This window comes from Ectopseudomonas toyotomiensis, from assembly GCF_900115695.1.
In the GTDB taxonomy this organism is placed as follows: Bacteria; Pseudomonadota; Gammaproteobacteria; order Pseudomonadales; family Pseudomonadaceae; genus Aquipseudomonas; species Aquipseudomonas toyotomiensis.
Genome location: NZ_FOXK01000013.1, coordinates 41411 through 66104, shown reverse-complemented (window position 1 = coordinate 66104; position 24694 = coordinate 41411). Strand labels below are relative to the sequence as shown.

At 65.2% G+C, this 24694-nt stretch carries 23 protein-coding genes and 1 riboswitch; of the genes, 8 read left to right on the top strand and 15 right to left on the bottom strand.

The window, feature by feature from the left end:
* Positions 1–4: 4 nt before the first annotated feature.
* The 6 genes from BM186_RS22805 to pcaQ form a co-directional block, all read right to left on the bottom strand.
* The gene (locus tag BM186_RS22805; protein WP_072424475.1) at positions 5–850 is read right to left on the bottom strand and encodes an IclR family transcriptional regulator; all 846 of its coding nucleotides are present in this window, start codon (positions 848–850) and stop codon (positions 5–7) included.
* 238 nt (positions 851–1088) lie between these two features.
* Positions 1089–2036 carry an AEC family transporter gene (locus BM186_RS22800; protein WP_072424476.1) on the bottom strand — a complete coding sequence of 316 codons (948 nt, stop codon included), beginning with the start codon at positions 2034–2036 and terminating at the stop codon, positions 1089–1091.
* Positions 2030–3073, bottom strand: a complete 1044-nt coding sequence (gene zapE, locus BM186_RS22795) for a cell division protein ZapE (protein ID WP_083431641.1) — start codon at positions 3071–3073, stop codon at positions 2030–2032. The genes BM186_RS22800 and zapE overlap by 7 nt, the downstream gene beginning before the upstream one ends.
* Positions 3074–3077: 4 nt before the next feature.
* Positions 3078–3686 carry a protocatechuate 3,4-dioxygenase subunit alpha gene (gene pcaG / locus BM186_RS22790; protein ID WP_074918582.1) on the bottom strand — a complete coding sequence of 203 codons (609 nt, stop codon included), beginning with the start codon at positions 3684–3686 and terminating at the stop codon, positions 3078–3080.
* 12 nt (positions 3687–3698) lie between these two features.
* Positions 3699–4418 (bottom strand): protocatechuate 3,4-dioxygenase subunit beta, encoded by a 720-nt coding sequence (gene pcaH / locus BM186_RS22785; protein ID WP_074918580.1) that lies wholly within the window; start codon positions 4416–4418, stop codon positions 3699–3701.
* Positions 4419–4534: 116 nt separating this feature from the next.
* Complete coding sequence (gene pcaQ, locus BM186_RS22780; RefSeq protein WP_074918578.1) at positions 4535–5467, bottom strand: pca operon transcription factor PcaQ; 933 nt, start codon at positions 5465–5467, stop codon at positions 4535–4537.
* Between the two features lie 146 nt (positions 5468–5613).
* Here pcaQ and BM186_RS22775 point away from each other — a divergent pair, with 146 nt between their 5' ends.
* The 8 genes from BM186_RS22775 (at position 5614) to BM186_RS22740 (ending at position 18608) form a co-directional block, all read left to right on the top strand.
* Entirely contained in the window at positions 5614–6384 is a 771-nt protein-coding gene (locus BM186_RS22775; protein ID WP_074918576.1) for a sulfite exporter TauE/SafE family protein, read from the top strand.
* Between the two features lie 202 nt (positions 6385–6586).
* Positions 6587–6829 (top strand): exodeoxyribonuclease VII small subunit, encoded by a 243-nt coding sequence (locus BM186_RS22770; protein WP_074918574.1) that lies wholly within the window; start codon positions 6587–6589, stop codon positions 6827–6829.
* The gene (locus tag BM186_RS22765) at positions 6826–7713 is read left to right on the top strand and encodes a polyprenyl synthetase family protein (protein WP_074918573.1); all 888 of its coding nucleotides are present in this window, start codon (positions 6826–6828) and stop codon (positions 7711–7713) included. The genes BM186_RS22770 and BM186_RS22765 overlap by 4 nt, the downstream gene beginning before the upstream one ends.
* 146 nt (positions 7714–7859) lie before the next feature.
* The gene (locus BM186_RS22760; protein ID WP_074918571.1) at positions 7860–11132 is read left to right on the top strand and encodes a carboxyl transferase domain-containing protein; all 3273 of its coding nucleotides are present in this window, start codon (positions 7860–7862) and stop codon (positions 11130–11132) included.
* A 10-nt stretch (positions 11133–11142) separates the two neighbouring features.
* Positions 11143–12093, top strand: coding sequence for an alpha/beta fold hydrolase (locus tag BM186_RS22755; protein ID WP_074918569.1), 951 nt, complete (start codon positions 11143–11145; stop codon positions 12091–12093).
* Positions 12094–12175: 82 nt separating this feature from the next.
* Positions 12176–14071 (top strand): 1-deoxy-D-xylulose-5-phosphate synthase, encoded by a 1896-nt coding sequence (dxs, locus tag BM186_RS22750; RefSeq protein ID WP_074918567.1) that lies wholly within the window; start codon positions 12176–12178, stop codon positions 14069–14071.
* Positions 14072–14150: 79 nt separating this feature from the next.
* A complete protein-coding gene (locus tag BM186_RS22745; RefSeq protein ID WP_241519885.1) occupies positions 14151–16400 on the top strand; it encodes a methyl-accepting chemotaxis protein in 2250 nt (749 codons plus the stop codon).
* A gap of 49 nt (positions 16401–16449) precedes the next feature.
* A riboswitch (cobalamin riboswitch) is annotated at positions 16450–16655 on the top strand.
* Positions 16656–16742: 87 nt separating this feature from the next.
* Complete coding sequence (locus BM186_RS22740; RefSeq protein WP_074918563.1) at positions 16743–18608, top strand: TonB-dependent receptor domain-containing protein; 1866 nt, start codon at positions 16743–16745, stop codon at positions 18606–18608.
* 215 nt (positions 18609–18823) lie between these two features.
* On the opposite strand, the gene BM186_RS22735 is transcribed toward BM186_RS22740, so the two are convergent.
* The 9 genes from BM186_RS22735 to ribH all read right to left on the bottom strand — a co-directional run bounded on the left by BM186_RS22735 (position 18824) and on the right by ribH (position 24612).
* Positions 18824–19618, bottom strand: coding sequence for a cobalamin-binding protein (locus BM186_RS22735; protein ID WP_074918561.1), 795 nt, complete (start codon positions 19616–19618; stop codon positions 18824–18826).
* Entirely contained in the window at positions 19618–20031 is a 414-nt protein-coding gene (locus BM186_RS22730) for an MFS transporter (RefSeq protein ID WP_074918559.1), read from the bottom strand. Before BM186_RS22730 ends, BM186_RS22735 begins: the two co-directional genes overlap by 1 nt.
* Positions 20028–20648 carry a GTP cyclohydrolase II gene (ribA, locus tag BM186_RS22725; RefSeq protein WP_017675575.1) on the bottom strand — a complete coding sequence of 207 codons (621 nt, stop codon included), beginning with the start codon at positions 20646–20648 and terminating at the stop codon, positions 20028–20030. Before ribA ends, BM186_RS22730 begins: the two co-directional genes overlap by 4 nt.
* Positions 20649–20759: 111 nt before the next feature.
* Positions 20760–21404 carry a retropepsin-like aspartic protease family protein gene (locus BM186_RS22720; protein WP_074918557.1) on the bottom strand — a complete coding sequence of 215 codons (645 nt, stop codon included), beginning with the start codon at positions 21402–21404 and terminating at the stop codon, positions 20760–20762.
* A gap of 18 nt (positions 21405–21422) precedes the next feature.
* Positions 21423–22157 (bottom strand): substrate-binding periplasmic protein, encoded by a 735-nt coding sequence (locus tag BM186_RS22715; RefSeq protein ID WP_074918555.1) that lies wholly within the window; start codon positions 22155–22157, stop codon positions 21423–21425.
* 9 nt (positions 22158–22166) lie between these two features.
* Complete coding sequence (locus tag BM186_RS22710) at positions 22167–22694, bottom strand: phosphatidylglycerophosphatase A family protein (protein ID WP_017675578.1); 528 nt, start codon at positions 22692–22694, stop codon at positions 22167–22169.
* 15 nt (positions 22695–22709) lie between these two features.
* A complete protein-coding gene (thiL, locus tag BM186_RS22705; protein WP_074918553.1) occupies positions 22710–23663 on the bottom strand; it encodes a thiamine-phosphate kinase in 954 nt (317 codons plus the stop codon).
* Positions 23660–24139 carry a transcription antitermination factor NusB gene (gene nusB, locus BM186_RS22700; protein ID WP_017675580.1) on the bottom strand — a complete coding sequence of 160 codons (480 nt, stop codon included), beginning with the start codon at positions 24137–24139 and terminating at the stop codon, positions 23660–23662. Before nusB ends, thiL begins: the two co-directional genes overlap by 4 nt.
* Complete coding sequence (gene ribH / locus BM186_RS22695) at positions 24136–24612, bottom strand: 6,7-dimethyl-8-ribityllumazine synthase (protein ID WP_003243999.1); 477 nt, start codon at positions 24610–24612, stop codon at positions 24136–24138. The genes nusB and ribH overlap by 4 nt, the downstream gene beginning before the upstream one ends.
* Positions 24613–24694 lie beyond the last annotated feature (82 nt).

Here is a 24694-nt window from a genome sequence, read left to right as displayed (position 1 = left end):
ACACCTACACCGCGCGGAACAACTGCCCGCTCAACTCTCGACTGGCCGACAACATCAGCGGCAGGTAACGCTTCTCCAGCTCGCTGACCGGCACACGACCGGCGTGGGTGCTGACGTTCATCGCCGCCAGCACGTGGCCGGCCGAGTCGTATACCGGCACTGCCAGCGAACGCAGGCCCTGCTCCAGCTCCTGATCGACGACGCACCAGCCCTGATGGCGCACGCGCTGCAGGCATTCCCACAGCGCTTCGGGGGTGTGCAGGGTGCGACTGGTCTTGGGCTGCAGCTCGGCGTGAGCCAGGTAGTCCTGCAGTTGGTCGTCGTCCAGCGCGGCCAGCAGGATGCGCCCCATCGACGTGCAGTAGGCCGGCAGGCGGCTGCCGACGCTCAGGTCCACCGAGATCAGCCGCTGCGGAATCGCCGAGCGGGCGATGTAGAGCACCTGCTCGCCTTCCAGGGTGGCCAGGTTGCAGGCCTCGTGTAGTTGCTCGCTCAAGCGGTCGAGATAGGGCTGGGCGGACACCGCCAGCGGCGTCGACGACAGGTAAGCGTGCCCCAGAGTCAGCACCTTGGGCAGCAGCGAATAGGTGCGCCCGTCGGTGGTGACGTAGCCCAGCTTCATCAGCGAGTACAGACAGCGGCGCACCGCGGCGCGGGGAATCTCGGTGCGGTGGCTGATCTGCGCGATGGTCAGGTGGCGTTTGCGCTCCTGGAAGGCGTTGATCACCGCCAGGCCACGGGCCAGGGAAGTCATGAAGTTGGGGTCGCCAGCGAACTCTTCGATACGCTTGGCCGGCGATACGTAGGGCGGCGGAGCAAGACTGGTAAGCGGCGGACGGGTTTCGCTCATGATGACTCCGAAACGGCGATGAACAGCAACTGGCGATTATCGAACCCTCGTGCGGTAATCGCAAACATGCTGAGCGAAACAGCGAACGACACTTCTGTAGCCCGGATGCAATCCTGGGCCATCGTGTCAGTCATTCCCGGATTTCATCCGGGCTACGAGGCTCAATACCCTTGCCGCCGCCCAGCCCCGGCCGTTACGGTCAGGTACCCCTCGGGGCGCGGGCGGGGTTCGCCACTGCTTACGCGAGCAGCCCGCGGAATTCGATGAAGCCGATCAGCGCACTGATAGTGAAGAACGCCAACACGGTCGCCCCGACCAGCGCCGCCGCGCAACGTTCCTCGAGGCCGAAGCGCTGGCCCATTATCGGGTAGATGCTCAGCATCGGCGCACTGGCGAACAGCACCCCGGCCACCAGCATGTGCGGCTCGATACCGGGCATCAGCATCAGTGCGGTGAACACCGCCAGCGGGTGCAACAGCAGCTTGGCCAGGCTGATTTGCGCCACCTCGCGCCACACGCCATTGGCCTTCATGCCGTACAGGGTGCCGCCGATGACGAACAGCGCCACCGGCGCCGAGGCACTGGCCAGCATGTCGATGGGCCGGCTCAGCAGGGTCGGCAGGTCGATCCCCAGCAACGAGACAACCAGGCCCAGACTGATACCGATGATGATCGGATGCTTCAGCAGGCGCTTGAGGGTTTCACCCAGCACCGCCCACTTCGACTGCGCCTGCTGCTGCCCGCCCTCGGCGAGCATCAGGGCCAGGGGGATCATCAGCAGGTTTTCCACCAGCATGCCCAGGGCCAGCGCCACGGCAGCTTGCTCGCCCAGCACCGTGAGCGCGATCGGGTAACCGATGAAACCGCTGTTGGACACCGACACGCCCAGGGCCATGATCGCGCTGCGCGACACGCCCTGCCGGCGCAACCCGAAGGCCACGGTAAAACCGATGGCGAAGATCGCCAGCGAGCCCAGGGCATAGGCGCCCATGTACGGCACGTTGAGCACCTCACTCAGCGGCCGCTTGGCCAGGGCGTTGAATACCAGGGCGGGCAGGGCGAAGGTGATGACGAAGGTGCCCATGCCGCGCAGTTGTTCGCGGTTGACCAGACCACCCCGTACCGACACGAAACCCAGACCGATCAGGATGAAAATCGGTGCGGTAATGCTGAGTACGGCTAACACGCGACGCAGTTCTCCACAGAGCTGGACAGTTGCTGCAAACGGCTGCGGGTGCGGCTGAAATCGCTGGTGCCGATATCGGCGCACACCTGCTCCAGGCTCGACTCGCTGGCGAGCAGCAGGACCACCCCACTGTCGTAGGCAACATCGATGAAATTGATCACCCGCTGCTGCACATCCAGTGACAGCCGATGCAGCGGCGGAACGTTACTGACGGCGACGCAAGCGAGATGTTCGCACAACCACAGGTAATCCGCGGTCGATGACGGCACCTCGAACAGCGCCGAAAAATCCAGCCAGATCCCCTGCCCGCTTCGCCCCCGCAGGGCGAACGAGCGGCGGTTCAGTTCCAGCTCGCCGCCCTCACCCGCCACGATCTGCAAGGCGCGGCACAACAGGCTGTCGGCCCGCTCGGCAGGCGCCTGGATGAAGCGCCCCCAATCGTGCCGGGTGCGCTGGCGATAGTCTTCGCCGGCGTCCAATTCGAGTAGCTGGCAATGGCGCTGCAGCAACGCGATGAACGGCCTGAAGCGTACATGATAGAGCGGGTTCGGGCACAGCCTGGCCGGTGCGAAATTGGACGTGAACACCAACGCCACGCCTTCACGCAGCAGGCATTCGAGCAGGCGCCCGAGGAGAATGGCGTCGCCGATGTCGTGCACATGGAATTCATCGAAGCACAGCAGGCGCGCTTCGCCGGCCAGGTCGGTGGCGACCCGGGCCAGCGGCTCGGGCTGGCCGCTGTAGGCGTTCAGGCGCTGTTGCAGCTCCTGGAGAAAACCGTGCACGTGCACCCGGCGCTTGTTCGCCACCGGCGCGGCGGCGAACAGGCAATCCATGACGAAGCTCTTGCCGCGCCCGACACCGCCCCACAGGTAGACACCCGCAGCCGGACGCCGCCAGCGCCGCTTGGGCGCCAGCTGCGCGCCCAGCCAGTCGGCAAGTTGGGCGATGGCCCGCTGCTGGGCGGGGTCGGCGCGAAAGCCCCGGGCCGCCAGCTCGCGGTCGAAGTGACGGCGCAACGCCTCGGCGGGCGCCACCGGGTCAGAAGTCAAAGAACACTGTCTCGCCGTCCCCCTGGATACGGATATCGAAGCGGTAGGCCGGCTTGCCGTCCACCTCGCAGCGCTTGGCGATCAGCGTCTCACGGCGTTGCGGCTGCTCGATCAGGTTGAGCACCGGGTCCTTGGCGTTGGCCTCGGCCTCGTCCTCGAAATACAGGCGAGTGTTGAGGTGAATATTGATGCCACGGGCGAACAGCGCGACGTTGACGTGCGGCGCCATCGGCACGCCGGCGGCGTTGTGCACCACGCCCGGCTTGACCGTATAGGCGGTCCACTCGCTACCGGCATCGAAGGTAGTGGCGGTACGACCAAAACCGTTGAACGGTTTGGACTGGTCGTAATCCTCGTCGTACTGGCCCTGGTGGTCGGCCTGCCACAGCTCGAGGAAGGCGTCGCGCACCAGGTGGCCGTTGCCGTCATAGACATGGCCAACCAGCACGATGTGCTCGCCTGGCGCATCGGGCCCCGCCATCTGATTCCAGATTTCCTGCGCGCGGGTCGGGTTGCCGGCAGCGGCCAGGGCCAGGCCGATATGCACGTAGGGGCCGGCGGTTTGAGAAGGGGTTTCCGGCAGCAGTTCAACAGGCATGGTCATCCCTCCTTATTTGTTCTCGAAATGGGTTTTACGCTGGCCACGCAGCACGATATCGAAACGGTAGGCCAAGCAGTCCATGGGGTTGGCCGTGCTCATGTCCAGCTTGGCGATCAGCGTCTGCGCCGCGTCCGGGTTGGCGATCGACTTGACGATCGGGCACAGCGGGATCAGCGGATCGCCCTCGAAATACAGTTGAGTGATCAGACGCGTGGCGATCGACGGGCCGTTGAGCGAGAAGTGGATATGCGCCGGGCGCCAGTCGTTGGGGCCATTGCGCCAGGGGTAGGGGCCGGGCTTGATGGTGCGGAAGATATAGCGACCTTCGCTGTCGGTCAGCGCGCGGCCGACGCCGCCAAAGTTGGGGTCGAGCGGCGCCAGGTAGCGGTCGTTCTTGTGGCGGTAGCGGCCGCCGGCGTTGGCCTGCCACATCTCCACCAGGGTATGCGGGATCGGCTTGCCGTACTGATCCATCACCCGCCCGGAAACGATGATGCGCTCGCCGATGGGCAGGCCACCGTTGTTGAAGTTGAGCAGCAGGTCGTTGTCGTGCTCACCACGCTTGAGGTGCGAGAAGTCCGGGCCGGTGGTTTCGGAAATCGACTGCGGGATGCTTACCAACGCCTGACGCGGCGAGCGGGCGATGGAGGTCTTGTAATCGGGCGTCAGGGCTTTGGGGTGCCAGTTGCGGTCACGAATGACGAAACGGCGATTGTCCTCGGCAGGCATGGTGCGCTCCTGTTGTGAGTATTGTGGAGTCGACCTGGGATCAGGCTGAAACACAGTTTCCGACAAAGCAGACGCGGGGAATATTGAAAAGACGCCGTCTATCCATAACCAAATGGTTATGAAAAAAGCCCTTCGCGGTAGGCTTCGGCCACCTCACGCAGCGCCGCGCAGAACTGCTCGGCGGCCAGCGGCAGGGCCAGCGCGCTGTTGCGGCAGATGCCCACCGAGCCGCCTGGTTCCTGCACGCCCAGCTGCAGCTCGACCAGCTCGCCGCGCTGCACGTCCAGGCACACCGCGTCCTGCGGCGCCACCCACAGCGCATCGCCGGACAGCACGTAGCGCCGACTCAGCGCCGGCGACAGGGTTTCCAGGCGCTGCCGCGAAGGCGTCACCCCGCACTGCACGAACAGGCTGTCGGCATGCTTGCGGATGGTGGTGCCGGCCGTCGGCAGCACCAGTGGGTAATCGCCAAGCTGTCCCAGCGCGGCGGCGCCGGCAGCCAGCAGTGAATGACCGGGACGCACCACCAGAGTCATGGATTCGCTGTACAGGTGCTCGAAGGTCAGACCCTGGATGTCCGGGCTGTCAGTCATGCGCCCGACCACCAGATCCAGCTCGCCAACGCGCAACTGACCGAGCAGGTAGGCACCCGGTCCGGTGGCGACGTTGACCACCAGCGCCGCGTGACGCTGATGCAGACGCCGCACCACCTCGGGAATCAGCAGGCTCTCTACCGTAGAAAGCACGCCGACTCGCACCTGGCCGGCCTCGTGCTCACCCTCGCGCAGGCTGTTCACCCCATCGCGCAGCGCCTGCACGCAGGGCCCGGCGTAACGCATAAAGGCCACGCCGGCGGCCGTCAGGGTCACGCCACTCTTGCTGCGCTCGAACAAACTGGCGGCGAGAATCTCCTCCAGTTCCTTGAGCGTCTTGGAAATCGCCGGCTGGCTTACCGCCAGGGCATCGGCCGCCTTGGCGAAACTGCGCTGGCGGGCGATCTCGAGAAAGCACAGCAGGTGGCGGAACTTGATACGGGTGTCGATGTTCATCGGGAGCACCAAAGGCGGATGCCTGCGATGATGCCGCAAAGCACAGCCCTGGCACAGGCGACAATTGGCAGGTTGGTCACTTTGGTCGCACTTGGCTGACCGAAGGGTCAGCTCTATGCTGCACTCTTTTTGTGCGAGCCTGCCTGATGTCTCTGTCCGATCTGCTGCTGTTGGCCCTCGCCGGTTTCGCCGCCGGAGGTATGAATGCCCTGGCTGGCGGCGGCACCTTTTTCTCCTTCCCCGCCCTGCTCGCCGCCGGCCTACCACCGGTGACCGCCAATGCCACCAACGCCGTGGCGCTATGGCCGGCCAGCCTGGCCGGCGCCTGGGCCGCGCGCGCCTCGTTGCGGCCGCTGGGACGCTACCTGCTTCCACTGCTGCTGGCCGGCCTGGCCGGTGGCCTGCTCGGCGGCCTGTTGCTGCTGGCCGGCGGCGACGATGTATTCCGCGTGCTGATCCCCTGGCTGTTGCTGGCCGCCACCGCGCTGTTCGCCGCCAGCCCCTGGCTGGGCCGCTGGCTGGCAGCACGACGCAAGGTGTCCAAGCATCCGCCGCACACGCCGTTGTCGCTGGGTGCACACATCGGCGTGTCGATCTACGGCGGCTACTTCGGTGCCGGCATGGGCATCCTGCAGCTCGCCGCATTCTCCATCGAAGGCCACCCGCTGGCCCGCGCCAATGCGCTGAAAAACCTGATCTCGGCGGTGATCTACAGCATCGCCACGCTGACCTTCGTGATCGCCGGCCGGGTCAGCTGGTACGAGTTGGCCATCCTGCTAACTGGCGCCACCATCGGCGGTTACGCTGGCGGCGCATTGGGCGAAAAACTGCCGCCGGCGCTGCTGCGCAGCTTCGTCATCCTGGTCGGTAGCACGATGACCCTGCATTACTTCTGGAGCACCTACTTCGCCGTCTGAAAATCGCGGCACTCCCGCAGCTGGGCATCCCAGGCGCCTTCCGTAGGAGCGGCTTCCACCGCGAATTTCGCGGATAAATCCGCTCCAACAGAGAGCAGCTTTCAACGCCTTTCAATTGTTCCCTGCAAGGCCCACTGATTTGCCCGAGTGGCCTAGCTCTGCTAGTGTCGCGCGGTTTCCAAGCTGCCCGAGACTCGCCGCCATGGCCCGCAAAAAAGCCGCCCCCGACTTCGAACACTCCCTCGCCGAGTTGCAGACTCTGGTCGAGCGCCTGGAGAGCGGCGAGCTGTCGCTGGAAGACTCGCTGACTGCTTTCGAGCAGGGCATCGGCCTGACCCGTGCATGTCAGGCCGCCCTGGCCCAGGCCGAGCAGAAGGTGCAGATTCTGCTCGAGCGCGACGGTGAGTTGCAGCCCGCCCCCTTCGACACGGACGAGCCCGCATGATTGCGGCGTATCAGAAACGCTGCCAGACCCGCGTCGACACGGCACTGGAGGCGCTGTTTCAAGCTCCGCGCACAGAGCTGGAGCGCCTCTACCAGGCCATGCGCTACAGCGTGATGAACGGCGGTAAGCGCGTGCGCCCACTGCTGGTCTATGCCGCTTGCGAGGCTCTCGAAGGTAATCTTGAACGTGCCGATGGCGCTGCCTGTGCGGTGGAGCTGATCCATGCCTACTCGCTGGTGCATGACGATCTGCCGGCGATGGACGACGACGATCTGCGCCGCGGCCAACCCACCACTCACAAGGCCTTCGACGAGGCCAGTGCCATCCTCGCCGGTGACGGCCTGCAGAGCCTGGCCTTCGAGGTGCTCGCCGACCGCCGGCGCAACCCGCAGGACGCCGAAGTGCGTCTGCAGATGATCGATGCCCTGAGCAGCGCAGTTGGGCCGGCCGGCATGGTTGGCGGCCAAGCCATCGACCTCGGCTCGGTGGGGCAGCAGCTCGACCAGGCGGCGCTGGAAACCATGCACCGGCACAAGACCGGCGCGCTGATCGAAGCCAGCGTACTGCTCGGCGCCCTGGCCAGCGGCAACGCCGACGAACTCAGCCTCAAGGCACTGCTGCAGTACGCCCGCGCCGTCGGTCTGGCCTTCCAGGTGCAGGACGACATTCTCGACGTGGAGAGCGACACCGCCACCCTGGGCAAGACCCAGGGCAAGGACGAGGCCAACGACAAGCCCACCTACCCCGCCCTGCTCGGCCTCGACGCAGCCAAGGACTATGCCCTGGAACTGCGCGACCAGGCCCTGCACGTGCTGCGCCCGTTCGGCAGCCAGGCCGAGCCGCTGCGCGAACTGGCGCGCTATATCGTCGAACGGCGCAGCTAGCAGGTAAGCGCTGGTGCGCACGGCGCACCCTACGCTCGGCATCATCATTGGCATCTATGCCGGCATGATCGCCGCATAAGGCTTGCTTTACCCCTGCGACCAGCCTCCTAAGATGGCTCCATAACGACAAGACGTCCGGAGCCGCCATGCCCTTCCCCGCCCTGCTGATCGCCAACCGCGGCGAGATCGCCATCCGCATCGCCCAGGCCTGCGCCGACCTCGGAATCCGCAGCGTGGCGGTGTATGCCGAAGACGACAGCGCCTGCCTGCACACCCGCAAGGCCGACCAAGCCGTGGCGCTGGTCGGGCGCGGCGTCTCCGCCTATCTGGATATGGATCAGTTGATCGCCATCGCCCGTGAAGAGGGCTGCACAGCCATCCACCCCGGCTACGGTTTTCTCGCCGAGAACACCGAATTCGCCCGCCGCTGCCAGGTCGCCGGGCTGACCTTCATCGGCCCTTCACCAGAAACCCTGCAACTGTTCGGCGACAAGGCCGCCGCCCGTGATCTCGCCCAGCACTGCGACGTACCACTGGTGCCCGGCATCAACCAGGCGGTGACGCTGGAGCAGGCCGCCGCCTTCCAAGCCGAACACGGCAGCGTGATGCTCAAGGCCCTGGCCGGCGGTGGCGGGCGCGGCATGCGTGCAGTGGACGATCCGGCGCAACTGGCCGAGGCCTTTACCCGCTGCGCCTCCGAGGCCCAGGGCGCCTTCGGCAGCGGCGCGCTGTACGTGGAAAAGCGCGTGCGCCGTGCCCGGCATATCGAAGTGCAGGTGCTCGGTGACGGCAGCGGCGCGGTCAGCCATCTGTGGGAGCGCGACTGCAGCCTGCAACGCCGCCACCAGAAGCTGGTGGAGATCGCGCCCAGCCCAGATATGGATGCGTCCACCCGTGACGCCATCATCGCCAGCGCCCTGCGCCTGGCGGCCGAGGTGCAGTATCGAGGCATCGGCACCTTCGAGTTCCTCCTCGACCTCGACCAGCCAGGGCGCTTCTATTTCATGGAGGCCAACCCGCGCGTGCAGGTGGAGCACACCGTCACCGAGCAGGTCACCGGTGTCGATCTGCTGCACACGCAACTGCACCTGGCCGCCGGCAGTAGCCTGGCCGAGCTGAATCTGCTTACACCACCGACGACCAACGGCTATGCCGTGCAGGTGCGCCTGAATCTGGAAACCCTGCTCGCCGATGGCTGCGCGCGCCCGGCCAGCGGCGTACTCAGCGCCTACCAGCCGCCCAGCGGCCCCGGCCTGCGCGTGGATGGCTGCGGCTATGCCGGCTACGCCGTCAGCCCGGCCTACGACTCGTTGATCGCCAAGCTGATCGCCAGCGCCAGCGACTACCCCAGCGCCCTGCGCCGTGCCTACCGGGGGCTGTGCGAGTTTCGCCTCGACGGCGTGGCGAGCAACCTGCACCTGCTGCAGAACCTGCTGCAATGCGAGGCGGTGATCGCCAACCAGGTCGACACTACTTATGTCGAGCGTCACCTGGGCGAGTTGCTGGCCGCTCGCGAGCAGGCCCATCCACACCGCTACTTCTCCACTGACACCGCGCTGCACAACGCCAAGGCCAATGTCGACGCCCCGCCCGGCACCCTGGCCCTGACCGCCGCCAGCGCCGGCGTGCTGGTCAGCCTGGCGGTGGCCGAAGGCGACGCCGTGGCCGTAGGCCAGCGCATCGCCGTGCTGGAAGCGATGAAGATGGAATTCGAGGTCAAGGCCGAGCACAGCGGCATCGTCCGTGCGCTGGCCGTGGTACCCGGTGACGCCATCGGTGAGGGCCAGGCGCTGGCGTTCCTGGAACCTGCCGAGGTGGATGGCCTAGACACCCATGGCGAGCAGGCAGTCGACCTGGCGCATATCCGCGCCGATCTGGCCGAAGTGCTGGAACGCCACGCGCGCCTGACCGACGCGCGCCGCCCCGAAGCCGTGGCGAAAAGGCGTAAGACCGGTCAGCGCACCGTAAGGGAAAACCTCGCCGACTTGCTCGATGACGACAGCTTCATCGAATACGGCGCCATGGCCCTGGCTGCCCAGCGCCGTCGCCGTTCGCCCGAGGAACTGCTGGAGCTGAGCCCGGCCGACGGCCTGGTCGCCGGCATCGGTACGGTGAACGCCGCGCGTTTCGGCAGCGAGGCGGCGCGCTGCATGGCCATCGCCTACGACTACACGGTATTCGCCGGCACCCAGGGGGTGATGAACCACAAGAAGACCGACCGCATGCTGGCCCTGGCCGAGCAATGGCGCCTGCCGGTGGTGCTGTTCGCCGAAGGCGGCGGCGGGCGGCCGGGCGATACCGACTTTGTCGGCGTGGCCGGGCTGGACTGCCACACCTTCGTCGCCATGGCCAGACTCTCCGGCCTGGTGCCGACGGTGGGCGTGGTCTCCGGTCGCTGCTTCGCCGGCAACGCCGCGCTGCTCGGCTGCTGCGACGTGATCATCGCAACGAAGAACGCGACTATCGGTATGGCCGGCCCGGCGATGATCGAAGGTGGCGGTCTGGGCAGCTTCACCCCCGAACAGGTCGGCCCGACCAGCATGCAGGGCCCCAACGGGGTGATCGATGTGCTAGTGAAAGACGAAGCCGCAGCGGTCGCCGTGGCCAAGCAGTACCTGGGCTATTTCCAGGGCCCGGTGGCCGACTGGCAGTGCAGCGATCCCCGCGAGCTGCGCCATGTGATCACGGAAAACCGCCTGCGCGTGTATGACATCCGCAAAGTAATCGAGCTGCTCGCCGATCACGACAGTGTGCTGGAACTGCGTCGCCAGTTCGCCCCCGGTCTGATCACCGCGTTGATCCGCATCGAGGGCAAGCCCTTCGGCCTGATCGCCAACAATCCCGCGCACCTAGGCGGCGCCATCGATGCCGTGGCCGGCGATAAGGCCGCACGCTTCCTGCAACTGTGCGAAGCGCATGACCTGCCCATCGTCTCGCTGTGCGACACCCCCGGTTTCATGGTCGGCCCGGAGGCGGAGAAGCAGGCCACGGTGCGCCACGTTTCGCGCCTGTTCGTCACCGCCGCCAGCCTCACGGTGCCTTTCTTCACCCTGGTGCTGCGCAAGGGTTACGGCCTCGGTGCCCAGGCCATGGCCGCCGGCAGTTTCCATTCGCCGCTGTTCACTGCCGCCTGGCCCAGCGGCGAGTTCGGCGCCATGGGCCTGGAGGGTGCCGTGCGCCTGGGCTTCGCCAAGGAACTGGCAGCCCAGCCGGACGAGGCTGCGCGTCAGGCGCTGTTCGACAAGCTGGTGGCCAAGGCCTACGACAACGGCAAGGCGCTGAACATGGCCAGCTATCTGGAGATCGACGCCGTGATCGATCCGGCCGACAGCCGCGCCTGGTTGCTGCGCGGTCTCAATGCGGCGCCACGACCGCTTCGGCGCGATGGCAAGAAACGTCCCTTCATCGACACCTGGTAAGGACATCGCCATGCATATCGATCACCGCCTGCTCGCCGTCAACGGCATTGAACTCAGCCTGTACAGCGCCGGCCCCGAGCACGGCAAGCCGGTGTGGCTGCTGCATGGTTTTCCCGAGTGCTGGTACACCTGGCATCCGCAGATCGAGGCACTGGCCGCCGCCGGCTATCGCGTGTTCGCCCCGGAAATGCGCGGCTACGGCGCCAGCAGCGCACCGGCCGATCCGACGGCCTATGACCTGCTCACCCTATGCGGCGATATCCAGGCGGCGATGGACATGCTCGGCCAGCGCGAGGTAGCGGTGGTCGGCCACGACTGGGGCGCGCCGGTGGCCTGGCATCTGGCGCTGCTGGAGCCGCAGCGGGTCAAGGTGCTCGGGGCGCTGTCGGTGCCCTTCGGCGGCCGGCCGAAACGCCCGGCCATCGAGATGATGCGCGAGGCCTATGCCGGGCGCTTTCACTACATCCTCTACTTCCAGCAACCGGGGCTGGCCGAGGCCGAACTGGACGACGACATCGGCCGCAGCCTGCGCCTGCTGCTTGGCGGCCTGGACGATGCCCTGCTGGCAGCGGACAAGCCGGCCGATGCGCGGCTGTTCGATGGCATGCCGGACGACCTGCCGCTGCCACCCTGGTGCAGCGAGGCGATGTTCGCCCACTACCTGCGCACCTTCGAGCGCCACGGCTTTCGCGGCGCGCTGAACTGGTACCGCAACTTCGAGCGCAACTGGCAACGCAGCGAGCATCTGGCGGGTCTGCAGATCACGCAGCCGACGCTGTTCCTGCTCGGGGAGAATGACCCGGTGGGCCGCTTCGAGGCACCGACGCTCAAGCGCATGGGCGACAAGGTGCCGCACCTGGAACGCCACGACCTGCCCGGCGCAGGCCACTGGCTGCAGGCCGAATGCGGCGAGCGGGTCAGCGCCCTGCTGCTGGACTTCCTCGCACGAAACTACCAGTAACGGCGATATGGACAGCGGATTGGGCTGTTTTCCTGGCATCAGGTAAACTGCCGCATCTTTTACGCCTATAACGATTCGCCTGATGCCGACCACTTTCCACGAGATCCCCCGCGAGCGCCCGTTGACGCCGCTGCTCGACAGCGCCAACACGCCCGACGAACTGCGCCGCCTGGCCGAAGCGGACCTGGAAACCCTCGCCGACGAACTGCGCCAGTACCTGCTCTACTGCGTGGGTCAGAGCGGCGGGCACTTCGGTGCCGGCCTCGGGGTGGTCGAGCTGACCATCGCCCTGCACTACGTCTTCGACACCCCCGATGACCGTCTGGTGTGGGACGTCGGCCATCAGGCCTACCCGCACAAGATCCTCACCGGCCGTCGCGAGCGCATGGGCACGCTGCGCCAGAAGGACGGCCTGGCCGCCTTCCCACGGCGTAGCGAGAGCGAATACGACACCTTCGGCGTCGGCCACTCCAGCACCAGCATCAGCGCGGCGCTGGGCATGGCCATTGCTGCTCGCCTGAAGGGCGAGAAGCGCAAGAGCGTAGCGGTGATCGGTGACGGCGCACTGACCGCCGGCATGGCCTTCGAAGCGCTGAACCACGCCACCGACGTCGGCGCCAACATGCTGGTGATCCTCAACGACAACGACATGTCGATCTCCAAGAATGTCGGCGGCCTGTCCAACTACCTGGCCAAGATCATCTCCAGCCGCACCTACGCCAGCATGCGCGAGGGCAGCAAGAAGATCCTCTCGCGCCTGCCCGGCGCATGGGAAATCGCGCGCAAGGTCGAGGAACACGCCAAGGGCATGCTGGTACCCGGCACCCTGTTCGAGGAACTGGGCTGGAACTACGTCGGCCCCATCGACGGCCACGACCTGCCGACGCTGCTCGCCACCCTGCGCAATATGCGCGATCTGGACGGCCCGCAGTTCCTGCATGTGGTGACCAAGAAGGGCAAGGGCTTCGCCCCGGCCGAGGCCGACCCCATCGGCTACCACGCCATCACCAAGCTGGAGCCTGTGACCCCGGTGGCCGCACCGAAGAAGCCAAGCGGCCCGAAATACTCCAACGTGTTCGGCCAGTGGCTGTGCGACATGGCCGCAGCCGATAACCGCCTGGTTGGCATCACCCCGGCGATGAAGGAGGGCTCCGACCTGGTGGCCTTCGCCGAGCTCTTCCCCGATCGTTACTTCGACGTGGCGATTGCCGAGCAGCACGCCGTGACCCTCGCCGCCGGTATGGCCTGCGAAGGCGCCAAGCCGGTGGTGGCGATCTACTCCACCTTCCTCCAGCGCGCCTATGACCAGTTGATCCACGACGTGGCCGTGCAGCACCTCGACGTGCTGTTCGCCATCGACCGCGCCGGCCTGGTGGGCGAAGACGGCCCGACCCATGCCGGCAGCTTCGATATCTCCTACCTGCGCTGCATCCCCGGCATGCTGGTGATGACCCCGAGCGACGAGAACGAGCTGCGCCGCATGCTCAACACCGGCCACCTGTTCGACGGCCCGGCGGCGGTGCGCTACCCACGCGGCAGCGGCCCCAACGCGCCGCTCGATGCTGGCCTGGAGCCACTGGAAATCGGCAAAGCCGTAGTGCGCCGCCAGGGTAAGGGCGTTGCCCTGCTGGCCTTCGGCGTGCAACTGGCCGAAGCCTTGCGCGTGGGTGAGACAATGGACGCCACGGTGGTCGACATGCGTTTCGTCAAACCGCTGGACGAAGCGCTGCTGCGCGAGCTGGCGAGCAGCCACGTGCTGCTGGTGACCATTGAGGAGAACAGCATCATGGGCGGCGCCGGCAGCGCGGTCAGCGAGTTCTTCGCCGCCGAGAACCGCCAGGTGCCGATGCTCCATCTGGGCCTGCCGGACTACTATGTCGAACACGCCAAACCGAGCCAGATGCTGGCCGAGTGCGGCCTCGACGAAGCCGGTATCGAACACGCAGTACGCCAACGCCTGAACTTGCTACAGCCCTGATCTGACGCCCTGCACGGCCCAATTATTGCAAAATATTTGGGCTACGCTCTCAGCATTGAGCAGCGGACAGGGGCGCATCATGTCGTTACGCAGTCATCAGATGAACTTCACCGGACAGGAACGGCGCTGGCTGCCCTGGTTCGGCAAAACCGGCAAACTGGCCATGCGCTGGTCATGCCTGCTCAATGCCGGACAGGTGGCGCGCGTCGAGAAAACCTTCGCCGGCTTGGCGCAAACCCGTGTCGACCTGCTGGTCAACTGGGCGCGCCAGCACTGGCAAGAGTTCGAGCTGATCGCCAGTGGCCTGCAGCAGGCCTGGCCCATCACGGCCAACAGCGAGTTGCAGAGAGCGCACAGCCACATGCCGGAAGTCTCCGAGCTGTTCGTGGTGGACGTCAGTGGCCTCGTTATCGCCTCCACTCATGCACCCCGCGCAGGTCAGCGCCACGATGCAAAGCCCCTCGCCGCCGGCCTGGCCGCACCCTTCCTGCACGGTCCTTATGTCGACCCGGTGACCCGGCAACTGGGTGCGACCACCTCCAAGTTCCATGACGCCGTTACCCTGATGTTCCATCAGCCGCTGCGCCATGCCGGCAAGGTAGTCGGTTGCCTGTGCGCACGCATTCCCAACGACGTGCTGAGCGACCTGATCCAGCGCGAGGCCGGACACGTCTACCGCGACTCGGGTGACAACTACCTGTTCATGGTGCAAAGCCGTCATGACCCGCAGATCGCCCCGGGCACCGCCCTGTCCCGCTCGCGCTTCGAAGACGATACCTTCAGCGGCGGCGACAACCTGAAACAGGGCGTAAAAACCGCTTTCGGCACCGTTCGGGTGCAGAACCATACCGAGTTCGAGCTGCGCTTCACCGATCCAGCAACGGGCGAGCTGCACCCGGGGGTGCGCGAAACCATCCGCAACGGCAGGAACCTTTTCGCCCTTTACCCGGGCTACCCGGATTACCGGCACATCCCGGTGATCGGCGCCGGACTGACCCTGCAGATGCCCGGCTCGCCCGATACCTGGGGGCTGATGTGCGAGGGCGACCTGGAGGAGGTTTACCGTCAGCGCAGCCTCAGCTATACGCTTTCCAGCCACCTGCTCCTTGGTCTACTGGCCTTGGGGTTGCTGCAGTGGCAACTGCAGCAACTGGTGCCGGCCTTCGCGGTACAGGCCGGCATGATCGCCACAGCGGCCATGATGTTCGCTTACTGGGGCTTGAGCCTGCGTCCGCGCGTGCGCAGGCTCCAGGCTCTCTCGGACTTCTTCCTGGAAACCGCCGAATGCGGCGCACCACTGAGCAACCGCCTGGCCCCCGAATTGTTCGGCAGTGACGAAGCCGGCGCGCTGGCCGGCTGGGTAAACAGCTTCGTCGACAAGATGGACCACACCATGCAGGGCATCCTCACTGCCGGTACGGCCCTGCAACAGACCTCCACAGGACTGACGCGCACCTCCATCAATGCCAGCCAGTGTGCTACCCAGGGACAGAACGCGGCGACCTCCACTGCCCGCGCGATGGTCGAGGTCAACCACAGCATCGGCCAGGCCACAACGCACATCCTCGACAGCGAACGCGCCTCGCAACAGGCTCTGGCCATGACGCGCCAGGGCAGCGCTGCGGTTAACCAGAATGCCGAGGAAGTCAGCCAGCTGGCCGAGCGCATCGAACAGTCCAGCCAATCCCTGCAGGCACTGAATCGACAGACCGAAGAGATTCAGCACATCAGCGAGTCGATCCACGCCATCGCCGAACAAACCAACCTGCTGGCCCTGAACGCTGCGATCGAAGCCGCCCGTGCCGGCGACAGCGGCCGCGGCTTCGCGGTGGTGGCAGATGAAGTACGCAACCTGGCGCAGCGCACGGCGCAAGCGACCGAGGAGATCACCACCACCTTGGCCAGCGTGCGCCAGCAGACCCTGGACAGCATGAGCAGCATGCGCAGTTGCCAGGAAGCGGCGCAGCGCAGCGTGACGCGTTCCGATGAAGCCACCGCAGCCCTGGCGCGCATCCAGCACGAAGTGGAAGCGATGCAGAGCCGCCTTGGCCAGTTGAGTCAGGGCATGCAATCTCAACTGGCGCAGGTGCATGCAGTCAACGATCAGGCCCAGGCCATTACCGGCGCCGCCGAACGCAGTAGCCAGAGCGCAGATGAAACCCTGCAAGCAGCACAAGTCCTGGCGCAACTGGTGCTCGATCTGCACAAGACGGCGAGCCGCCTCAGCCATCAGGAGCCCCAGACTGATCAGCGCACGACGATCCAGCATGGCTGGCAAGCGCCGCCCAGGATGAAGAGCGATCTGAGCATGAGCACCACTCATCGCTGAATGAGCGGCGCTTGCTTGTCATTCATACTCGCGCGCACTAAGGTGCGCGCCATTCATGTTCCGCCAGGGTGCGCTGCGCAAGCAGTGTTAAACGGGAAGTCGGTGCGCTTGTGTTGAGCAAACCCGACGCTGCCCCCGCAACGGTAATCGACAGCAAGCGCTGAGCTTGCGCCACGTCCAACAGCCACTGGGCCAAGCCTGGGAAGGTGGACGCGGGTCGAGAGCCCGGAGACCGGCCAAGGCGGTGCGACTGGTGTTGCGGAGGGCGACACGGTCAAGCGCCGTCCTGCCCGCGCTTGCGCCTGCCCTCCTCGAACGTCTGCCGACTGTTGAGGAAAAATAATGAAACTGTCTCGTCTGGCTCTGGCCATCGCCGTCATGCCAGGTCTTTCGCTGGCCGCCGAAACCTACGTGGCCGAGCCACTGGTCGTCACCTCCGGGCGCCTGGCCGAACCGCAAGCGCAGGCTACCGCCGCCACCACGGTGTTCAAACGGGACGACATCGAGCGCCTGCAGGTCAGCAGCGTTACCGAGCTATTGGAGCGTGTGCCCGGCCTCAGCGTCGTCCGCACTGGCGGTGCAGGCAGCCAGACGGGCGTGTTCCTGCGCGGCACCAGCACGGCACAAACCCTGGTCCTGGTCGACGGGCAACGTATCGCGGCAGCCTCCAGCGGCACCAGCAGCCTCGAGTTTCTCGCCCCCGAGCAGATCGAACGTATCGAAGTGGTTCGTGGAGCGCGTTCGGCGCTATACGGCTCAGACGCCATTGGCGGGGTGATTCAGATCTTCACTCGCCAGGGCGATGGCCAGGGACTCAAGCCTTACGCGCGTCTGGCGGCTGGCAGTGATAGCACTTACCAGCGCAGCCTCGGCCTCTCCGGCGGCGACAAGCGCACTCGCTTTCACCTCGGCGCCGCCCTGGACGAAACAGCCGGTATTGACGCAACCCGCGACGGTTTCGGCGCCAATGGCGACGACGACGCCTACCGCAACCGCTCGTTAAGCCTGAATCTGTCGCACCGCTTCAACGACTCGCTGGAGGTTGGCGTCACTGCGCTCGATCAGCGCGGGCAGGTGGAGTATGACGACACCTTCACTGGCTCCCTGCCAACCACCGATTTTCTGCTCAGCAGCATCTCTGGTTTTATCGAGGCTCGTGTTACCGAAGTCTGGAGCAGCCGCCTGGAACTGGGACACAGCGAGGACAAGCGCGACAGCGGCAACGACCAGGCAGGCGGTACCGTCAGCCAGTTCAATACCTACCGTGACGCAGCCAACTGGCTGAACACCCTGACACTCAACGAAAACCACCAACTGCTGCTAGGTCTGGACTGGTATGAAGATCGAGCGCAGGGCACGACGGACTTTGTCGAGGACTCACGCTGGAACCGCGCGACCTTCGTTCAGCATCGTTATATCGGAGAAACGTTCTCGACCGAGCTAGGGGTGCGCCACGACGACAACCAGCAATTTGGTAACGAGAACACATGGAACGCGTCATTGACCTTACCCCTCAACAACGCCAACGACCTGATCCTGTCGTATAGCGAAGGCTTCCGCGCCCCGACCTTCAACGACCTTTACTACCCGGACTTCTGCTTTGGTGGCATGTGCTTCCCCAGTGCCAATCCCGACCTCGCCCCGGAACGCTCCAAGAGCTACGAGCTGCAATGGCGTAGCCGCTACAGCGACACAGGATCGTTGCAGGCTTCCGTGTATCGAACCGATATCGAGGACGCCATCGTCCTGGACGAGAACTTCATTCCACAGAACGTCCAGACAGCCCGGATCAATGGCTTCGAAGCCGCCGTGCAGCAGGAGTTGTTCGGCTGGCAAGGCAATCTCGCGCTGGCCCTGATCGACCCGCGTGACCGCGCCAGCGGCCATACCCTGCAGCGCCGCGCCAAACGCACTTTGAGCCTGGACGTCGACCGCCGCTTTGGCGATGTGTCGGTGGGCGCAGGCTGGCGTGCGATCAGTGGTCGCTACGACGACGCCGACAACGAGATCGAAATGAGCGGCTACGGCCTGCTGAGCCTGCGCGCCGCCTGGCAGGCCAATGAGGAACTGGGGCTGAGCCTGAAGCTGGATAACCTGCTGGACAAGGACTATGCAGAAGCGACCTACAGTACACCCAATGGCCGTTTCGGCTACAACAGCGCCGGCCGCACCGCACTATTCGCCGTCACCTGGACGCCGCAACTCTAAAGTTGATGTGCAATCTGCGTAGGGTGGTTTAGCGGAGCTGAACACCAATCTTGCAAACGCAGATACAGGCAGCGCGCTCGGATGGCCGCCCCACGTAACCCACCAGGCGATGGATCGCCTTGCACCAATGGTGGGTTACGCCGCATCAAGCACAGTGAATCACGCAACCACCGCAACAAGCGCACCCTACGCAACCATATGCAACCCACGTAACGCTACCGTGCCTCGGCCATCAACACGCACAACTGCTCGATGGCACCCAGCATCTGCCGGCTAGGCCGTTCCAGGCCCTTGTCCGGCACCGCCCAGACCTGTCCCAGCCGCACCGCATGCAACTGCGGCCAGGCTTGCCAGGCGCTCAGCTCGGCATTGCTGCCACCGAGTATCACGTCCGGATCACGCGCCAGCACCGCCTCGACGCTTACCTGCGGCGCCGGCTGCGGCAGGTCGGCGAACAGGTTGCGCGCTCCACACACCTGCAAGGCGTCACCAATCAGTTGCTCGCCACCAATGGTGTAAAGCGGTTGGTGCCAGACTTGGTAGAACACCGCAAGGGGCTGCTCCCGCCGATAGCGCTGGCGCAGCGCATCCAGTTCGGCGCGAAACTCAGCCGCCAGCCGCGTCCCCTGCTCGGCCCGGCCCACTTGCTCGCCAATACGCATGAAGGCCTCGCCGAGTTGCTCGAGGCGCTGCGGCTCGACAATCAGCAGGTCAATGCCGAAACGCTGCAACTGCGCTTGTTGCGCCGGCGGCACACTGCCAGGCGCGATGAGGATCAGATCCGGCGCCAGCTGTAACAGACGCTCGAATTCCAGCTGGCCATAACGACCGACTGTGGGGAGATGCGCCAGCGCGGCGGGACGCTCATCACCGTCGAGCACGCCGACCAGCAGGTCGGCGGCATCCAGATCGAGCATGATTTCACTGAGCGATGGGGCCAGGCTGATCACCCGCTCGGCGGCTGTCAGCGGCAACGCCAGCAGGCAGAGCGCGAGCAGCAGCGTGCGCATCAGCCCAACTGGCGGGGTATGCGGTAGAGGCTGTGCAGCACGATGGACGACAGCGCCAGCAGTACCAACGGGATCGCCTCGAGGCCAGCGAGGACTGCCAACGCAGCGATCCACGCAGGCAGCGCAGCACCGAGCAAGGCACGCAGACGGACACGATCCAGCTCCAGCCAGGCGGCAGGTTCGTCGTCGCTGTCGAGAGCCTTTTCGGTCGCGATCAGAGCGCGTTTGTAAGCGGAGAACAACGGCAGGCTGACGAACATCGCAGCCAGGCCAGCGATGAACAACGGCATGGTCAGCACCGTGGTGCTACCGCCGCCGAACAGCAGGTTGAACATGAACACGGGCGCCAGCGCCACGCCCAGCTGACGCCACCAGGCCAGCGCCAGGCGACGCTTTACCTGGCCTCGGGTCACAGGCTTTCCTCGGTCTCGCCCTGATGCTGGTTGCCCAGCATATGACCGAGCTTGCCGGCCTTGGTGGCGAGGTAGCGCTTGTTGTAGGGATTGTGCGCAATCTGCAGCGGCACACGGTGATCCACGGCGATGCCCATGTCGCCCAAGGCTTTGACCTTGCGCGGGTTATTGGTCATCAGCTTGAGGCTGTCGATGCCCAGGTGCTCGAGCATCGGCAGGCAGATGGCGTAATCACGCTGGTCGGCGCCGAAACCCAGGCGCTCGTTGGCTTCCACGGTATCGGCACCGCCGTCCTGCAGTTCATAGGCGCGAATCTTGTTCAGCAGACCAATACCACGGCCCTCCTGACGCAGATACAGCAGCACGCCGCGGCCTTCGTTGGCGATGGCCTGCAGCGCCGCCTGCAGCTGGGCACCACAGTCGCAACGCAAGCTGAACAGTGCGTCGCCGGTCAGGCATTCGGAATGCAGACGTCCCAGCACCGGTGCACCGTCGGCGACGTTGCCGAAGGTCAGGGCGACATGTTCCTTGCCGGTAGCCTCATCGAGGAAACCGTGCATGGTGAACACACCGAAGGGCGTGGGCAGTTGGGAGGCGGCGACGAACACGACGGACACCGGATACTCCTAGCAATGAGTACGAAACAGGGCCGGCATTGTATCAGCAGCCCCCGCTGGCGGGTCAGTCAGAATTGCCGATCATCAGTATCGAAACGGTCAATGGCAGTCTCATAGCTTGGACTCCAGCACTAGCATCCCCTGCTCCTCGCGCCAGCCAACCCGACCGAGGAAGCTCATGCCCAGCAGCGCCTCATGCGGCGCGCCACCTTCGAGCACCACAGCTTCGACGCCGAGCACCTCGAGATCGCCGACCTTGACCCGGTCGAGCATCACTCGCCAGCCACGCGCAACGCCGCTGGCGGTGTTGACCTGCAGAGGCCGCCCACTGACTCGATAATCGATACCCAGGCGTCGGGCATGGGCGTCGTTGAGCGCCACCGAGGTGGCGCCGGTATCCACCAGAAACTGCACCGTCTGGCCGTTGACCGAACCGGCCACCCAGTAATGTCCGCCGATGCCCTTGGCGATGCTCAGACGCTTCCTTACCGGCTCGGCGAAACCGGCACTGTATTCACGACTCAGTGGATAGACGCGCTCGACGCCCTCGACACGCAGCACCGCGCCCTGCTTGTCGACGCTGACCACTTCCACCCCGCCAGGGCCGGCCTGGCCGACCCGCACCAACTTGCGCTGGCCATCGACATTGAGCACCGCCGCACCGGGAAACAGGCCGACCACCTGAACCTGAGAGGCCGCCCAGGGAGAACTCGCACATAGCAGCGCCAGCGCGGCGAGACAATGACGAAGCTGCATGTATGAAGGCCTCCCGGCTCAGTCGAAGGGATAGGGTTGCTGCCAGCGCTCGAAGATTGGCCGCAGCTCACCACTGGCGATCAGCTGCGTCATACGCTGATCGAAGAGCTTGGCCAGGATATGGCCGCGTGGCGTATCGGCAAAGCCGAGATAGAGCGGCAATTGCATCAGATTCGTCACCCGGTATTGCTGAGGCTTGGCGGCCCGGCCCAGTACGTAGTCGACCTCGGGACGGGCATCGATATAGAAATCCGCGTGGCCCAGCTCGAGCATGCCGAGGATACCGTCACGCCGCTGTACTTCCCGGTAGTCGTGCACATTCGGCAGATATTCCTCGTAACCGTAGCCTCGCACCCAGACCAGCCGGTGCTTGCCCAGGCCGTCCAAGGTCGGCACCGGTTTGTCCTTGAGGGCGAGTGCGACGATCTGATCACGGTCATAGTGATGCTTGGGGTAGAACACCGGCCCCTCGACCTCGTCACGATAGGAACCGACCCAGGCATCGGCTTCGCCACGCTGCACCAACCCGACAGAACGGGTGTATGGCACGCTGTGAATATCCAGACGGACGCCTGCCGGCTCGAACACCTCGCGCATGACATCCCAGCCCAGACCGGTACCATCGGCTTCGGTATAGGCCTCCCAGATTTCACTGGCCAGACGTATTTCACCTGGCAGCTCGCCCTGGGCCTGAGCACCAGACAAGGCAGAGAGCATCAGCAGCATCCCCAGCCAGACTTGCCTCATGCGCATGTCCACTCCTTAGAAACCCAGCCCGGCTCCATAGTTGGCCCAGCCCCAGACCAATCCCTGCATCGCCAACCAGGCAAAGACCCCGGCGATGACATCATCGAGCATGATGCCTACACCGCCATGCACGTGCCGATCGATCCAGCGAATCGGCCAGGGTTTGACGATGTCGAACAGGCGAAACATGAGAAAGCCTAGCAGCAACCAGACCCAGCCCTCGGGCACCAGCCACAGGGTGATCCACATGCCGACCATTTCGTCCCAGACGATGCCTTCGTGGTCGTGCACGCGCAGATCGTCGGCCACCTTGCCGCATAGCCAGAAGCCGAACAGCATGGTCACCCCGAGCATCAGCCAGTAGCCCCAGTCCGGCAACATCTGCCATAGCGGCACGAACGGCAGCGCCACCAGCGACCCCCAGGTGCCGGGCGCCTTGGGCAGGGTGCCGGAGCCGAAGCCGAAGGCGATGAAATGCCAGGGATTGCGCCATACCGAGGGCGGTACGTACTCGGCGGGAACCTGGTTGGGGTGATCGGTCACACGCACTCCGTCCTGTCAGAAATGTTGGTAGCCGCCACGCGGCAGCTCGATGGGCTGGCCGGCGGCGTCCAGCAACTCTACCCCAGAGCCAGCCTGCACACGGCCAATCACCCGTATTTCGGGCCAATCGGCCTGCAGATCGGCGAGCAGGGCTGGCGGTAGGGTAAAGGCCAGTCGGTAGTCATCGCCACCGCCCAGCGCGCAGACCCGCGCCTGCTGCTCGCCGGCGAAGGCGCGCAGCGGCGCAGACAGCGGCACGTGCTCCAGCTCGATCTTAAGGGCGACCTGTGAAGCCTTGGCGATATGCCCGCAGTCGGCCAACAGGCCGTCGGAAATATCCAGCGCGGCCGTGGCGCGGCCACGCAGCGCTTGCCCCAAAGCCAATTGGGGTTGCGGCGACCAGTAGCGCGCCAGCAATGCTTCGCTGATGTCCGCCGCCGCCTCGCGCTGCCCCAGCACCAACGGCAGCGCGCCCGCGGCATCGCCCAGCTCGCCGCCGACGCAAAGCAGATCGCCCACCTGCGCGCCGCTACGCAGCAGCGCCTGTCCGCTCGGCACTCGGCCGAACACGGTGAGCGTCAGACTCAGCGGACCGCGCGTGGTGTCGCCACCGACCAGCGCCAGCGAACAGCTCTGCGCCATCGTTTGCAGGCCGCGAGCGAATTCGGCCAGCCAGGTTTCATTGGCGCTCGGCAGGGTCAGGGCAAGGGTAAAAGCCAGCGGCGTAGCGCCCATGGCGGCCAGATCACTGGCGGAAACGGCCAGCGCACGCTGACCGAGGAGAAAGGCATCGCAGGATTCAGGGAAATGCACCCCGGCAACCAGGGTGTCGGTGGAAACCGCCAGCTGTTCACCGGCAGGCAACGCCAGCAGCGCGCAGTCATCACCGATGCCGCGAACCACGCCGTCGCCGCCCTGCGCACAGGGGGCGGCGGCGAAGTAGCGGCGGATCAGCTCGAACTCATTCACCGCTTGTTGGCGTTGACTTCGGCGGCACGCAGCTTGGGCGCGAGCTTGTCGAGAATGCCGTTGACGAACTTGTGCCCGTCGGTGGCACCGAACACCTTGGCCAGCTCGATACCTTCGTTGATCACCACCTTGTAGGGGACGTCGACGCGGTTCTTCAGCTCGTAGGTGGACAGGCGCAGGATGGCCAGCTCGACCGGGTCGATCTCTTCCAGCGGGCGATCGAGCAGGGGCGTGAAGGTCTCGTCCAGCTCGGTCTTCTGCCGCGGCACGCCGTGCAGGATCTCGTGGAAGTAGGCACCATCGACCTTGCTGAAATCGTTGTCGACGCGAAACTGCGCTTCGATCTCGTTCAGCGGCTGGCCGGCGATGTGCCAGGAGTACAGGGCCTGCATGGCCAGGGTACGGGCTTCGCGGCGCGCGAGAATCTTGCCGCTGGGGCCCTTCTTGGCCGGCTGGCCGTTACCGGAGTTGCTCACTTGGCCTCCAACTGCGCCAGCAGGCTGACCATTTCCAGGGCAGACAGCGCAGCTTCGGCACCCTTGTTACCCGCCTTGGTGCCGGAGCGTTCGATGGCTTGTTCGATAGAGTCGACGGTCAGCACGCCGAAGGCGACCGGCACGCCGTATTCCATGGAAACCTGGGCCAGGCCCTTGGTGCACTCGCCCGCTACGTATTCGAAGTGCGGGGTGCCGCCACGAATGACCGCGCCCAGGGCGATGATCGCGGCGAACTCACCACGCTGAGCGACCTTCTGGGTCACCAACGGAATCTCGAAAGCACCCGGCGCACGGATGATGGTGATGTCGCTCTCGCTAACACCGTGGCGAACCAGGGCGTCGATGGCGCCGCTGACCAGGCTCTCGACGACGAAGCTGTTGAAACGGCCTACCACCAGGGCGTATTTGCCCTTCGGGGCGATGAAGGTACCTTCGATGGTCTTCAGGGTCATGACGGGTCTCACATGGGTTAAAGAGCCGGAGCGCCTTGCGCTCCGAAAATAAAATTCGTTTGTCAGCGTAGCCTTCTCGCCA